At 26.9% G+C, this 15,431-nt stretch carries 12 protein-coding genes and 1 pseudogene; 12 read left to right on the plus strand and 1 reads right to left on the minus strand.

From position 1 onward, the window contains the following. Positions 1 to 10: 10 nt before the first annotated feature. The 7 genes and pseudogenes from K0040_RS00225 to K0040_RS00255 all read left to right on the plus strand — a co-directional run bounded on the left by K0040_RS00225 (position 11) and on the right by K0040_RS00255 (position 7,924). Positions 11 to 1,099, plus strand: coding sequence for a glycosyltransferase (locus K0040_RS00225; RefSeq protein ID WP_228106975.1), 1,089 nt, complete (start codon positions 11 to 13; stop codon positions 1,097 to 1,099). 3 nt (positions 1,100 to 1,102) lie between these two features. Continuing rightward, positions 1,103 to 2,212, plus strand: coding sequence for a glycosyltransferase (locus K0040_RS00230; RefSeq protein WP_228106976.1), 1,110 nt, complete (start codon positions 1,103 to 1,105; stop codon positions 2,210 to 2,212). Between the two features lie 13 nt (positions 2,213 to 2,225). Continuing rightward, positions 2,226 to 3,449, plus strand: a complete 1,224-nt coding sequence (locus K0040_RS00235) for a hypothetical protein (protein WP_228106977.1) — start codon at positions 2,226 to 2,228, stop codon at positions 3,447 to 3,449. Further along, positions 3,446 to 4,615: a glycosyltransferase family 4 protein gene (locus K0040_RS00240; RefSeq protein ID WP_228106978.1), complete on the plus strand. Its 1,170-nt coding sequence runs from the start codon at positions 3,446 to 3,448 to the stop codon at positions 4,613 to 4,615. Before K0040_RS00235 ends, K0040_RS00240 begins: the two co-directional genes overlap by 4 nt. Before the next feature lie 347 nt (positions 4,616 to 4,962). Next, positions 4,963 to 5,130, plus strand: a pseudogene (locus K0040_RS21955) (DapH/DapD/GlmU-related protein); the annotation flags it as partial. Positions 5,131 to 5,169: 39 nt separating this feature from the next. Then, positions 5,170 to 6,708, plus strand: coding sequence for a murein biosynthesis integral membrane protein MurJ (gene murJ, locus K0040_RS00250; RefSeq protein WP_228106979.1), 1,539 nt, complete (start codon positions 5,170 to 5,172; stop codon positions 6,706 to 6,708). Between the two features lie 22 nt (positions 6,709 to 6,730). Then, positions 6,731 to 7,924, plus strand: coding sequence for a glycosyltransferase (locus K0040_RS00255; RefSeq protein WP_228106980.1), 1,194 nt, complete (start codon positions 6,731 to 6,733; stop codon positions 7,922 to 7,924). 385 nt (positions 7,925 to 8,309) lie between these two features. On the opposite strand, the gene K0040_RS20970 is transcribed toward K0040_RS00255, so the two are convergent. Continuing rightward, positions 8,310 to 8,465: a VanZ family protein gene (locus tag K0040_RS20970; RefSeq protein WP_331476260.1), complete on the minus strand. Its 156-nt coding sequence runs from the start codon at positions 8,463 to 8,465 to the stop codon at positions 8,310 to 8,312. Positions 8,466 to 8,834: 369 nt separating this feature from the next. Between K0040_RS20970 and K0040_RS00260 the strand changes: the two genes are divergently transcribed. From K0040_RS00260 to K0040_RS00280, 5 genes are all read left to right on the plus strand, one after another. Then, positions 8,835 to 9,377: a COG2426 family protein gene (locus tag K0040_RS00260; RefSeq protein ID WP_228106981.1), complete on the plus strand. Its 543-nt coding sequence runs from the start codon at positions 8,835 to 8,837 to the stop codon at positions 9,375 to 9,377. Between the two features lie 93 nt (positions 9,378 to 9,470). Then, positions 9,471 to 10,382: a UTP--glucose-1-phosphate uridylyltransferase GalU gene (galU, locus tag K0040_RS00265; RefSeq protein WP_228106982.1), complete on the plus strand. Its 912-nt coding sequence runs from the start codon at positions 9,471 to 9,473 to the stop codon at positions 10,380 to 10,382. A 95-nt stretch (positions 10,383 to 10,477) separates the two neighbouring features. Continuing rightward, positions 10,478 to 11,503, plus strand: a complete 1,026-nt coding sequence (galE, locus tag K0040_RS00270; protein ID WP_228106983.1) for a UDP-glucose 4-epimerase GalE — start codon at positions 10,478 to 10,480, stop codon at positions 11,501 to 11,503. A 57-nt stretch (positions 11,504 to 11,560) separates the two neighbouring features. Beyond that, entirely contained in the window at positions 11,561 to 13,222 is a 1,662-nt protein-coding gene (locus K0040_RS00275) for a YARHG domain-containing protein (RefSeq protein ID WP_228106984.1), read from the plus strand. Positions 13,223 to 13,306: 84 nt separating this feature from the next. Next, the gene (locus K0040_RS00280) at positions 13,307 to 15,424 is read left to right on the plus strand and encodes a hypothetical protein (RefSeq protein ID WP_228106985.1); all 2,118 of its coding nucleotides are present in this window, start codon (positions 13,307 to 13,309) and stop codon (positions 15,422 to 15,424) included. Positions 15,425 to 15,431 lie beyond the last annotated feature (7 nt).

A 15,431-nucleotide genomic window follows, 5' to 3' on the forward strand; every position in this document is an offset into this window, starting at 1 on the left:
AGGTAGGTTGTTGAATATATTATATATAAATAATTCAATGCATTTGGGTGGTGACAATAAATGTATACTAAAACTATGTAAAGAATTAAAAGATGAAAATAAAATAGTTGTTGCAAGTAAGGGGGGGATTCTTACTCAAGATTTTGAAGATATGGGAATTAGTCACTATTTTATTAAAGATGTAGTTAATAAAAGACCTCATATTATAATATTTAATATAATGAAATTAATTAAAATAGTAAAAGATGAAAATATAGATGTAATTCATAGTCATCACAGAATGGCAACTTTGACTGCTAAAATTGTTTCAAGATTTGTAAAAGTAAGAGTTATTCATACGCAACATTTATGTATAGAAGATAAATTTAAACTTACTAAGCTAGCCTTAAATAATATCCAAACAATAACTGTAAGTAATGCAGCTAAAAGAATATTAGAAACAAAATCTAACTTAGAGGACAAGAATATAACTACTATTTATAATACAATAGAGGTAAAAAATGAAAATAAAGTTGTAGATGAAAGGTTAAAACAACTAAAAGAATCAGGATATTACATTGTATGTCAAGTAAGTAGAGTTATAGATTATAAGGGGGTTTATGATTTTGTAGATATAGCAGAAGTAACAGTTAAAGAAAATGATAATATAAGATTTGTATTTATTGGAGATGGACCCGAGAAAGAAAAACTACAAAAATATATAAAAGAAAAAAAATTAGAAAAATATGTATATATGTTGGGTAGTAAGAATAATGTTATTGAACATTTAAAATATATTGACTTAGTATTATTATGTTCCTATATAGAGGGGTTACCATTAGCTCCATTAGAGGCCTTTTCTCAAGGTATACCTGTTATTGCTACTAACATAGATGGAACAAATGAAGAAATAAAAGATGACTATAATGGATTTTTAGTAAATATAAAAGATATAGACGCATTTAAAACTAATATATTAAAAGTATTTAATGATAAAAGCCTTCAAAAAAAATTAAAAGAAAATGCTACTAAAACTTATTATGATAATTTTAATGAGGTTATTTATAAAAGTAGGCATCAAGATATATATAATTCACAAACTAAAAAATGGAAGGATTAAAATATGAAAGGTTTATATATAGCAAGAATTGATGAAGAATATAGTCTAGACTTAGGTGTTGGCAAAAAAATAAGAGGCCAAATTCATGCATTTAACCAGTTAGGATACGATATTGATTATCTTAGATTGTCCAATAAAACTGTCAAATTTAATGAAACATTATTTAATAAAGTTAAATATAGATTTTTTGGATGTAGACATTTTTATAAGGTAATAAAAAATCTAGAAACTAAACATATAGATAAATACGACTTTATATATATAAGATATATTCAGGGAAATATCAGCTTATATAATATTATAAAGTATTTTAGTAAAAGAAATAAAAAAATAATAGTTGAAATACCAACATATCCGTACAATACAGAATTTAATAAAATGACGTTAAGGAGATTTATAGTAGGAAATTTAGATAAATACATAACTAAACAATTATGTAAATATGTATTCCGTATATCAGTTACAAATACCCATAGTGAAATTTTTGGAATAAAAACTATTAATATAAATAATGGTATAGATTTGAGAGAATTACCTATCGTAGATAAAAAAGAAGAGTCCAAAATTAATATGATTGGAATAGCTAATCTGGCAAGATGGCATGGATATGATAGAGTTATAAAAGGTTTAGCGAACTATTATAATAGTGAATCTATGAATAAAAAAGATGTTAATTTCTATATAGTTGGAGAAGGATCAGAAAAAAACAATTTAATGACAATAACTAAAGAACTACGTATTGAAGATAAAGTTCATTTTCTAGGAGCTAAAGCAGGTCAAGAATTAAACAATGTATTTAATTGGATGCATATTGGAGTGTCATCGTTAGCTTTATTTAGGGCAGGCGGAGGACATGATCCTATAAAATCCAAAGAATTTTTAGGGAGAGGCATACCAGTTTTGCTAGGATATGAAGATAAATTAATTGACATGAAACTACCATATGTTTTAAAAGTAGATGAAAGCGATACTCCGATAAATATAGAAGATATCGTAAAGAAATATGAATCATGTTCTTATATAGAGAATAATGAGATAAGAAAATACTCGGAAGAGTTTTTAACATGGAAATTTCAAATGAACAAAATAATTAAAGAATTAAAATTGAATTAAAGTGAGATTAAATATGGAAAATATAAATTTAATAAATAAATCTGATTTAAAAACAGAAAAAATATTAACCTTAATTATTATATTTACATTTTGCATACCAGGGGAGATAAGAACTGGTATATTAGGTAGAACATTAGGATTAGTAAATTATATAGCTGTAGGATTAATAACATATTTAACCCTTATAAATATTAGGAAATTTAATAAAAAATATCTAATATTTATATATTTAATTTTGATATATTATGTGGCAACTTTTACACTTTATGAAGATAATATAATAAACTCAATAATAGTTATTATAAGTCATATAATGCCTTTATTAATAATAGGAATGAAAATTGAAGAAGCGGAGTTTAAAAATATATTTAGAAAGTTATTGTTTATTTTTAATATAATTATGATTATAGTAACTATAACAGGTTTAATTGAAGTTGTATTAAAAATTGATTTATATAGTAGTATTTCTAAGATTATGACTCCTAGATCAAGAGAATTAATATTAGGTCAAAAATCTAGAGAAATATATAGATTATATTCATTTATGGGACATCCATTGTTAAATACTCAGTTGTATCTAATGTTCTTCTTATTAAATAATATATATAATAAGTATTTTGAAAAAGTACTATCTATAAAAACAATAATAATTATATCTTTTATTGGAATATCAATGACTGCAAGTAAGACAGGTTTAGTATTGATAGGGATATCTATTTTACTTGTAACATACCAAAAATCTAAATTAAATCATATAATTATGATTATAGTTACAGGAACCGTAGTATTTCAAACCGGGATATTCAACAATACTATTTCCAGGTTAGTAGGAGGATCTTTAACAACAGGAAGATCGGAGTCATGGGAAAGAGTAATAAATAGTGGAATGTTTCCTATAAAATTTTTTACTGGATATGGACATGGTTTTACATTTGAATATAATAAATATTTAGATTGGGCATCCGCTGCATTTGAATATCCTATAAGGATGTTTGCTTTAGAGTTGGGAACTATTATGTCGATATTGATATATATATGTATAGGATTAATTCCTATATTTATATTGATAAAACGAAGACATATATATCTATTAATAGTTTACTTAATACTTTTTTTAGATGTAAACACATATAACGGACTAGCTTTAGCAGGAGATTATATGCTTATGTTATGTTTGTTTATATTTATTATAATTAATATGTCCAATGTATTAATATGTAGAGGTGAAAATACATGAAAATAGCATTTCTTACAGATGACATCTTTTCTAATGGAGGGGTACAAAGAGTAGTTACTACAGTTAGCAATTTGCTTTCTGAAACGTATGAAGTTGATGTTATATGTACTAATAAGAATATAAATATCGATAGGCAAAAGTATGGCCTATCGCAGAATGTTAGGGTTATACATAACCCTATATATAATTCTAATAAACTAAATAGACATATGGTTAAATTTATAAGAGGTGTAAATCGATTAACAAATATACTTAATAATAAATATTTAGTTGATATATTGCAAAAATCATATTACTCGAAAGAACTTAAGATAAAAAGCATAGATATTATTAATGAAAATAAATATGACGTAGTAGTAGGATGTGAAGGATTTTATGCAATATTGTTAGGAATAATAAAGCCTAACTTACAATGTAAAACTATCGGTTGGAGCCATAATTCATATGAAGCATATCTAGAAAATAAAAATAGATATTATTGGAAAAGAGATATATTATTCAAGAAATATATGGCTATATTAGATAAAAATATAGTTTTAACAAAAAGTGATAAGAATAAATATTTAGATGAATTAGGTATAAAATCGGATGTTATATATAATCCATTAAGTTTTAGATGTTGTGAAAAATCTGAGTTAAAATCAAATGTTATTATAGGGGCAGGAAGGTTAAGCGCACAAAAAGGATTTGATAATTTAATAAAATCTTTTTACATAGCCAATAAAGATAGAAGTGATAAATGGGAATTATGGATAATTGGCGATGGAGAAGATGAAGGTATCCTAAAAAAACTTGTTGATAGTTTAAATATATCCAATTGTGTTAAATTTATACCATTTACAAAAGAAATAGATACATATCTAAAACAAGCTTCTATATATGCTATGTCATCTAGATGGGAAGGATTCGGGTTAGTAGTAACAGAAGCATTAGAAGCTGGGCTACCAGTAGTATCTTTTAATGAAAGTGGGCCTAAGGAAATCCTAGATGGATTTAACTGTGCAACTATAGTTGATCAGGGAGGAATAGTTCAATTTGCAAAAGCATTAATAGAATTAATGGATAATTATTCCATAAGAAAAGAATACTCTTATAATGGTTTAAAAAGAGTTAAAGTATTTTATGGAGAAAATATAGTTAATGAATGGATAAATATATTTTCTTAGTATTTAATATTTATTCAAGATTCAAAGTTTATTTTAATTATAGAAAATGAGGAACACATATGTTAAGTAATTTTATTAATAAACTAAAAAAAGAGAAAGAGTTAAAAAAAATTAATATAGGTGTTAACTGTAGAATAGATAAAAATGTATTATTACAATATCATGAAAATGTTTTTGTAGGTGATAACTCATATGTTAATGCTAATACTAGTTTATTTGCAGGAAAAAATTCAAAGATAAAAATAGGGTCAGATTGTTTAATATCTTATAATTGTCATATCAGAACAACATTTCACAAATATAAGCAAAAAGATGTTTTAATTCGTGAACAAGGGCATGGAGAAGAAGATATAATTATAGGCAATGATGTGTGGATAGGTTATGGAGCTCAAATCATGTCTGGAGTTAACATTGGTAATGGAGCAGTAATAGGAGCGAATGCAGTAGTTACTAAAGATGTACCAGAGTATGCTGTAGTAGTTGGAGTACCAGCTAAGATAATAGATTATAGATATTAACCGATTTTTAAATTAATCAATATTAAGGAGAAATATATGAGTAAAATAGCAAAAGCAACTATAGGTCTAATGATAGCTACAATATTGACTAAAATACTAGGGTTTGCAAGGTCATTAGTATTAGCATCTTCTTATGGTGCAAATATGTACAGTGATGCCTATATTGTTGCAATGAACATACCCATAGTTATAGTTGCTTCTATTGGTGCGGCTATAAGCACTATATTGATACCTATGTACTCAGAAATTAACAGTAACTCAGGTGAAAAAAAAGCATTAGAATTTACTAATAATATACTTAATATAGTTGTAATAATATGTTTGATATTATCTATATTAGGGTTTATATTTACAGAACCATTAGTTAAGTTATTTGCCATAGGATTCGGCGCAGAAAAGTTTAGTATTACAGTAGATTTTACAAGAATATTATTAATAAGTATTGTATTTAGTGGAATAAGTTTTATAATGACTTCTTATTTACAAATAAAAAATAGGTTTACTATAACAGGTCTTATAACTATTCCAAGAAACATTATTATTATTATTTCTACCATATTAAGCACTAAATTTGGACCATATGTTATGGTATGGGGGACATTAGTTGGACTAGCTATGGATCTATTGTTTATGATTCCATTTGCTGTTAAAGAAGATTATAAGTATAAATTATATATAAATATAAAAGATGAATATGTAAAAAAATGTTTGTTACTATTAGGACCTGTATTAATTGGAGTATCTGTAAATCAATTAAATACAATGATAGATAGAAACTTAGCATCTGCATTAGGGGATGGAATCATATCGGCATTAAGTTATGCAAATAAACTTAATACATTTGTTATGGCTTTATTCATATCTTCTATATCAGTGGTTATATATCCTATATTATCTAAACAATCTAATGATAAAGATAATAAAAAATTTATTCAATCTATAGTTAAAAGTGTAAACAGTGTGACTATTTTAGTTATACCTATATCTGTTGGAGCAATAGTACTTGCTACTCCTATAGTAAAATTACTATTCCAAAGAGGTGCCTTTGATACTGAAGCAACACATATAACTGCAGTGGCACTTGCTATGTACTCAATTGGAATGACTGCATTTGGAGTGAGAGATATACTAGGAAAGGTATTCTATTCTATTCAAGATACTAAAACACCAATGGTAAATGGTATTATAGCTATAATATTGAATATAGTGCTTAATTTAATACTTATTAAATATATAGGATATGCAGGATTGGCATTAGCTACAAGTATATCAGCTTTAGTATGCGTAATGCTTTTATTTAGAAGTCTTAAAAGAAAAATAGGTTATTTTGGACAAGATAAAATATTTAGTACAACAGTAAAGTCTATTGTTGCAGCGATAGTTATGGGAATCATAATTAATGTGGTATTTAAATATACGATATCTTTAATAGGGGTAGGACTTGTTAAGGAAGTTATAACATTAATAATTTCTGTTGGGATAGGTGCCATAGTGTATGGATTACTTATAATTATATTGAAAGTAGATGAAACAAAACTAATTATAGATATGGTAAAGAAGAAAATAAGAAAATAATGTAGAGAAGGAAGTGAGTTCCTTGAATATTGGATATATAAATAAAAATTATCCGGAAAAAAGAAATATAATAAATAAAAGCAAATATATTAATTATATATATGATAGTAGAGAAAATAATATGTATTTTTATGTTGATAGATTTCAAAAGCTTTTGTATCAACTAAAAATAGGTAAGGAAACTATAAATTATAGATTTAGACATAAAAGTATAATTTATAATAAATCAATAGATTTATATCATTTTTTTAATCATATAGAAATGGCTGATAAAGATTATATTGTAACTTTTGAATCATCAATCCCTAGAATTGATAAGGTTTTAGATATAACTAGAAATAAAGATTTTCTAAGTGGAAATATAGATGATAAAACACGATTGTATATTGAAAAACTAATGAAAAAATTAGCTGATTATAATTGTAAAAAAATTATAGCTATATCTGAGTGTACAAGTGAAATACAATTACATTTATTAAGTTTTTGTAGCCAAGAAATACAAGACAAAGTACGAAATAAAATGGTAGTTATACATCCGCCTCAAGATTTAATAGTAAAAAATAATGAAGAAAAAGAAAAGTATCTATCAGATGAGATAACATTTATGTTTGTAGGAAGATTCTTTCACGGAAAAGGTGGATATGAAATTACAAAAGCATTTGAGAAAATATCAGCCAGATATGAAAATATAAAATTAATATTAGTTGGGGATGTAAACCAAAACCTAGATTATGTGAAAAAACTAGAAAAGTCAGAAGTAGAAGAAGTAAAAGAAATAATAAACAATAATAGTAAAATTTCATACTATGAGAGATTAGATAATGCAAAAGTTATTGATTTGATGAAAAAGAGTGATGTTGGCTTACTACCTACATGGGCAGATACATATGGATATTCTGTTTTAGAATTTCAAGCATGTGGTTGTCCTGTAATAAGTAGTAACGCTAGAGCATTGCCTGAAATAAATAACAATGAAATCGGATGGATGATTAATATGCCTCTAACAAAATTAAAAGAAATAGATTATATTAATGAAGAAAATATAAAAGTTATTAGGGAAAAGTTTATAAGTAGCTTAGAGGATATATTTTTAGAATGTATAGAAAATCGAAGTATTATAAAAGAAAAGGCTAAATTATGTATAGAAAGAGTTAAGAAACAACATAATCCTATAGACTTTGAAGAGAAAATAACGAATATATATAAAAGCTTATAGATTGACAAATAAGATACATTACTTTAAAGGAGAAGATTTAATGAAGGGGGCATATCGAGTACGGGATATGTAGGCTTATCAAATGCAATATTACTGGTACAGCATAATAGCAAGACCAAGTTACTGACGCTTATTGGTCAAAGATAACTGGTAGATTATTAGAAAAGTACCTTAATATGGTATTATAAATGTAATTAAACATCATAATTTAGGGGTCTTATTTTATGAATTACATCCAAAACGTAACAAGAGAATAAATTACAATGAAATCTATAGAATATTATGTAGAATTTAACCTATTTAAAAATCAAGTTTATACACAGTCTGCTGGGGGTACTAAGAGTGGTGTAATAACCATATGGAAAAATAGATAATTGATGTAAAATTATTGCTTATCTATTTTTCCATATTTTTCTGATGATTTCATTTCCATATATCCACACAGTAAATTTAATATTATATCATCTATATCTGTTTGTCTCATGGTCAAAATAAGCTGACTTAACTCAACATATATCGTAAATATTAAACTGAAAATAATGACTGATTTTTTATTACCATTTTAATAAAGCTCTTATCACATTATAATATATGGCTACGAATAAAAGTATACTACTTATTATTGTTAATAATACTATTTCTTACACCGATAAAACAATTTCTAGGCATACCATGGGTATAACATATGAAAGAAAATAATTTATTGACTACATATGTACCTTTCTTTTTAGGATAAATAAGTATTTATATGTTTATTATAGATTATTGTAATTTTATAATCAATAAATATCATAATACAAAAGCTTTATTTGAATTACATATTAAAGTAAAAAATAGAATTTTTTGTAAAGTTTTATTTTGCTGTGTAAAATAAAACTAAAAGTAATTAGAATAAAGTGGTAAACAATATATGGAATATATTAAATTACTTTTTTTATCAATGATTCCAATTATAGAACTAAGAGGGGCCATACCCTTAGGTATAGCAATGGATCTAAATCCTTTATACCTATATATAACTTGTGTTATAGGATCATCTATAATAGCAGTACCTGTAGTACTAGCATTTAGACAAGTTATAGATTTTTTTAGACATAGAAAATATTTTAACAAAGTAATTAGGTGGATTGATAAAAAAATAGAAGGAAGAGCTAAGAAGTTAAAAAACGCCAGCATAATAGGAATTATAGTTTTCGTTGGCGTGCCACTACCTACTACAGGGTCTTGGTCTGCTTCCGCATTGGCATCTATTTTTAAGATGAGAATAGTAGATGCATTTTTTGGAATTTTTGTAGGAAATGCCATAGCTGGAGCCATTATGCTGACGCTTTCCATGCATGTGGCTGATGGGGCGAGTATAGAACTAATATTAATAGCTTTAGTGGCTATGGTCTTAGGTCTTTATTTTATGAAAAGAAGGAAAAGAAACAAAGAAAATATAAGCGTAAATTAAGCTATATGGAAAATTGTACAGATGGCCAGGGTAAAAGAAAATAATTAAGTAAGCTAACATATGGGGTTGGACTTAAGGGATACGGAGGATAATATGAGTAAAACAATAAAAAAAGCAATTATACCAGCAGCAGGACTAGGAACTAGATTTCTACCTGCAACAAAAGCACAAGCAAAGGAAATGTTACCAATAGTGGACAAGCCAACTCTACAATACATAATAGAAGAAGCAATAGCCTCTGGTATAGAGGAAATATTAATAGTTACAGGAAGAAATAAAAAATGTATAGAAGATCACTTCGATAGAAGTGTAGAGCTTGAACTTGAACTTGAGAAAAAAGGAAAATCTGCCATGTTAGAAATGGTACAAGACATATCTCACATGGTTAACATACATTATATAAGACAAAAAGAGCCAAAAGGCCTTGGACATGCTGTACACTGTGCAAAAAGTTTTATAGGAAATGAACCTTTTGCAGTATTACTGGGAGATGACATAGTAGATGCCAAAACTCCATGTCTAAAACAAATGATAAATGCTTATGATGAATACAAAACGTCTATATTAGGTGTTCAGGAAGTAGACAAAGATAAGGTAAACAAGTATGGAATACTTGACGTTAAACATATAGAAGACAGAGTATATAAAGTAAAAGATATGGTTGAAAAACCAGCTATAGAAGAAGCTCCTTCAAATATAGCAATTCTGGGAAGATACATAATAACTCCTGCCATATTTGACATATTAGAAAATCAAGAACCAGGAAAAGGTGGAGAGATTCAGCTTACTGATGCTCTTCAAACTTTGGCTACAAAGGAAGCTATATATGCATATAACTTCGAAGGAAGAAGATACGATGTAGGTGACAAGTTAGGTTTCTTAGAAGCTACTGTTGATTTTGCACTAAAAAGACCAGAACTAAGAGATGACTTTGTAGAGTTTTTAAAAAGTAAAGCAGGAAAAACAGAAAACAATACTCTAGATGAAGTGGCCGCAACTGTTTAATATAAAAATATAATGATTTAGTTTGATTAATTCAAGGGGGTAACATTTTTGTGTACCCCTTTAGTTAAGTATAGAGAATAAGGGGGAGTTAATAAATGGCAGTTTTAGTAACAGGGGGAGCTGGATATATAGGAAGTCATACTGTAGTAGAATTATTGGAAGAAGGAAAAGAAGTAATTATTGTTGATGATTTTTCAAATAGTTGTCCTTCAGTTTTAGACAGAATAAAAGAAATAAGTAAAAAAGAGTTTAAATTTTATGAATTAGATACTAATGATGAAATATCTTTGGAAGTAGTGTTTAAAGAAAATAAAATAGATTCTGTAATACATTTTGCAGCTTTTAAGGCAGTTGGTGAATCTGTTGCAAAACCTTTAGAGTATTACAAAAACAATTTATGTAATACATTAACAGTTTTAAGTTTGATGAAAAAACATGGAGTTAATAAATTTGTTTTTTCTTCATCAGCAACAGTATATGGAGACCCACATACTTGCCCAATAACAGAGGACTTCCCACTAAGCACTACAAATCCTTATGGAGCAACAAAACTTATGATAGAGGATATGCTAAGAGATATATGTAAGGCAGATCCTAATCTTCATGTTTCTATTCTTAGATATTTTAACCCAGTAGGAGCTCATGAAAGTGGACTAATAGGAGAAGATCCTAATGGTATTCCAAACAACTTAATGCCTTATATTTCTCAAGTTGCAGTAGGAAAACTTGAACAACTAAGTGTATTTGGCAATGATTACAATACACCTGATGGAACTGGAGTTAGAGACTATATACATGTAGTTGATTTGGCAATAGGACACCTAAAAGCTTTAGACAAACTGGATAGTTTACCAGGATTAGTTACTTATAACCTGGGAACAGGAAACGGCTATAGTGTACTTGATATGATAAATGCTTTTAGTAAAGCAAGTGGAAAAGAAGTTGCATACAAAATAGTAGACAGAAGACCAGGAGATGTTGCTATGTGCTATGCAGATCCAAGTAAGGCTAACAAAGAACTTGGTTGGGAAGCTAAGTTTGGTGTGGAAGAAATGTGCAAAGACACTTGGAGATGGCAGTGTAATAATCCTAATGGATATAAGGCGGAAGCTTGTATATAAAACTTTCAACAAGGTGGTAACATAAATGTTATCACCTTTATTAGGGGAGGGAACGTTTTGTCAAAAGAATCATGTGAAAAGATTATTAGGGAGATTGCAGTAAATATAGCTTCAACTCTTGCTAATCAGTGGAAAATATTAAAAGAAAAACAAGAAAAAACTTTAGCTTCCAAATGGGAAGGAAGCAATTTTGATGAAGATACATATATAGCTTCATTAAAATCAAATTTAATTTTTTATAAGGTAAGTATTAGAAATAGAGAGGCTTTACTTATAAAGTGGATTAAATCAGGATTAATACCTGAAAATAAAAAGAGACATGAAGAAGTTGAAATTTTACTAAAAAAATGCAAAGAGTATGTTGGAAGAGGAATAAAGTCACAAGGAAGTACTTTTAATGAAGGTGATAAAAAAGCTTTAACACATTATGAAAATATTGATAAAAATGAATCAAGAATGTATTTAGAGCAAGAATATAAAAATTTTAGTTTGTATAGCGAAGTTCTTGGTCTTTTTATAAATGATCTAAGCAAAAATAGCTTAGAAGAGTTTTCTAGCATAGATTCAAAAGAAATTTTAAAGTTAATAAAAAGTGATATTCTAAAAGCTACTAGCTATATAAATAAGTCTTTGGACAAAGTTGAAGAAAAAACTGTCTTAGACTCTATGGAAAGTAAGTTTTTACAAAATTTAAATAAAATAAGTGAAGAAGTATTAATCCAGAAGATGGAAAGTGATTATGATGAAGCTTGCAAAATGGAAGAAATCCAGTATGACAAAGGCTTTGGTTTTAATGAAGATACAATAAAAGATTTTATTTTTGCTACTGTTTTATTAGATTTAGTTGGAGAAAAAGAAGTTTTACTTTTTAAAGGAGCATTAAGACTATTAATAGGTGGAGAGTTTGGACCTATTAATTATAGAGAATTTACTAAATATATTATAATAAATAAAATTAATATAAGTGAAAAGGTTTATGATGATGGTATTAAAATAATTGAGAACTCTTATAAAGCAGTTATTGAAAGTGATTTGAGTAAGAGAAGTGTTAGTGATAATAAAAATATAGATATTGAAGAATATATTTATATTCTAGAAAATGCAGATAGCAGTAAAAAATACAATAAGAAACTTACAAGTGAACAAGAAGTTCCTAATTTGGAAAATGACTCTGAAAAAAGCGCTATAAAGCAATGCAATAATAATGTAAACAGTACCTTTGAATCAAATAATTCTTCTAAGAAGGGTAAAAAAATTGCTATGGCTTGTGTAACTATTTGTGCAGTTGTAGGATTAGGAGTAACAGCAGGTTTATTTATAGGAGGAGTTTTGCCAATAGATAAACCTAAACAAAAGCAACAACAAGAAACATATACTCCAGCGGTAGAAGAGGTTGAAGAATATACTCCAGAAGTAGAAGAGGCTGAAGAATATAATAATGATTTAGAAAATGACCAGTATTTTATTCCAGACAGTGATTCTAGATACTTAACTGAAACAGAACTATCAGTCTATACTTATGAAGAATTAGGTTTTATAAGGAATGAAATATTTGCCAGATACGGATATGTATTTAAAAATGATAAGTATGCAAACTATTTTAGTGAAAAATCATGGTATACTCCAGATTCAACCTTCCAAGGAAATGAAGAAGATTTTAATAATTATGAAATCAAAAATATTGAGCTAATTAAGTCTTTAGAATCCAAAGATTCATAAAGATCTGAGGAATTAAAAGGAATAAGTTATTAGACCAGTTATATAAAGAGTACGAGCAATATTTATAAGATTTGGGAGGACAAAATGTTAAAGTTAGGGGAAAAAGTGATTTACGAAAGTAAAGGTAACTTTGAGCTAGGCACTTTTGGCAAATTGCCAATAGGGGATAAGAAGATTTTAATAACTAATTTAGGTAATATTATAATAGAAGAAACTACAAAGTTATTTAAAAAAGAGGAATTAAAAAAATATTACTATAGCTATTCTCAGCATAAACAAAAATTTTCAATAAGATTAGAGGGATCAATTATAGTTCTTCAACATAATGAACTTTATTTTCAAGTTTTAGATGGTACAACACAGCAAACAACACCATATAAACTAGTAATTAAATTGTCTTTTGAACAGTTTAAAAAACTTTGTGAAAATCAAAGAGAAGTTATAGCTGATTTTTATGATGATAGATCTATTTTTACGATAGATAATAAGGAGCTAATATTAGGAAGTGTTCAAAGAGTCGACAATAAGTTTATTTTAGATAATGGATTTAATACTTTTGAAATAAATTTAAATGATATAGAAAAATGCCATGTTGAAGAAAGAGATATAAAAATAAATGGTTACTTTTATGATAAATCGCAAGACACTATAAGCAGAGATGTATACATATTTACTAATAATAAAAATCTGAGTGAAAACCTAGAAGAAAGGGTAAATACTAATAAAAAAATAGGGATTCTACCAAATGAAAGCAGCATTTATTATGGAAGTGTTTGTGGAACTATAGAAGACATTGATTACAAAAACACAGAAGTTTTTATAGTAAAATACAACGGTAATTTGATTTTTATTAATAAAGAAGGAAAAAATAAAATAGTATCTTCAAATATTAATAATAGCTCTAAACTAATCTTACATAATGATAAGCTTACATTTTTTGACGGCAAAAACATATTTACTATTCATACTAGCAGTGACAGTAAAAATAAACTAGGATTAAATTTATTAGAAGATATCCATAGTGAAAACATAGGTTTCACCCAAAGTAGTATGCCATTTTTTATAAAACATGATGAGACTTATTTCAGTATTTTTAAATCACCTAACAAAAAAATAATAGATATTAAGAATAAGGAAATCAAAGATATTATTATAAATAATGAAGGTGAAAAAATACATTCTGATTTTACTCAAGTAGAAATTAGGTTTGATCTAAACAAAATAAATATAAACCTAAGAAGCCATATAATACCACAAATTATGAAAGATGTTTTTGTATATAGTAAAAATGCAATGATTAAAAAATCTAGTATTCCAAATATGTACATGAACTGGGCCAAATCTGTAAATGATATGATTCTATTTAACTTTTTTGGTAATATTTATTATACTAAAATGGAGATAGACAATATTCTAAGTAGAGAAATTACAGATGAAGATAGAGCTAACATAGTAAATACACTTTATTACCAAATTCAAAGTCAAAAAAATCAGTTTGATATAATATATGCTTACATGCCAAAGGCTATTGAACGCGGAGAAGTTGAACTATTTAATAAATACAATGTAAAGTTAGATAAAAAGGTATTTAAAATTCTACAAAAGCAATTATTTTCGTTAGCATCACAAGTTAATAGGCATTTAGCAGAAATTGAAAGAAGCTTAAGCCAGCTTTCCTTTGTAATATATAGTGAATTTAATACAAGAGAGTTTAATACAAAGATAAAAAGCAAGCAAGCTGGAATAGGAATGGCTGTATCAGTAGCCTCTACCCTGGTTATGGGTGGGGGACTATCTATACCATTTTTAGCTATGCAAGGAATGAACTTATATAGCAACAAAAAAATAGATGAAAATAGTAAGTCAATTGAAAGTAGCAAATTAAACCTATTTACTAATCAAGCTATAGAAAAATTAAATCATTTAATAGATAATATGTATCCTTACTATGTTAATGAAGCCAATGATAACCTACGAGAATTATTTATGGCTTTAGGAAAGCAGTATGAAAATCATAGTAATGAAGCTATAAAAGAAATTTTATTTGATAGAATCGCAAATATATATGTAAGTAAGCAAATGACTTTAAACAATATGACTAATATAAGAAAAAAAGATTTAGTTGAAGATATTTATAAAACAATAGATAGTAATATGAACACATACGATACAAATGTATTTCTAATAGGAAGTGATTTTTAGGAGGAAT

Source organism: Terrisporobacter petrolearius (assembly GCF_020748185.1).
Classification (GTDB): Bacteria; Bacillota; Clostridia; order Peptostreptococcales; family Peptostreptococcaceae; genus Terrisporobacter; species Terrisporobacter petrolearius.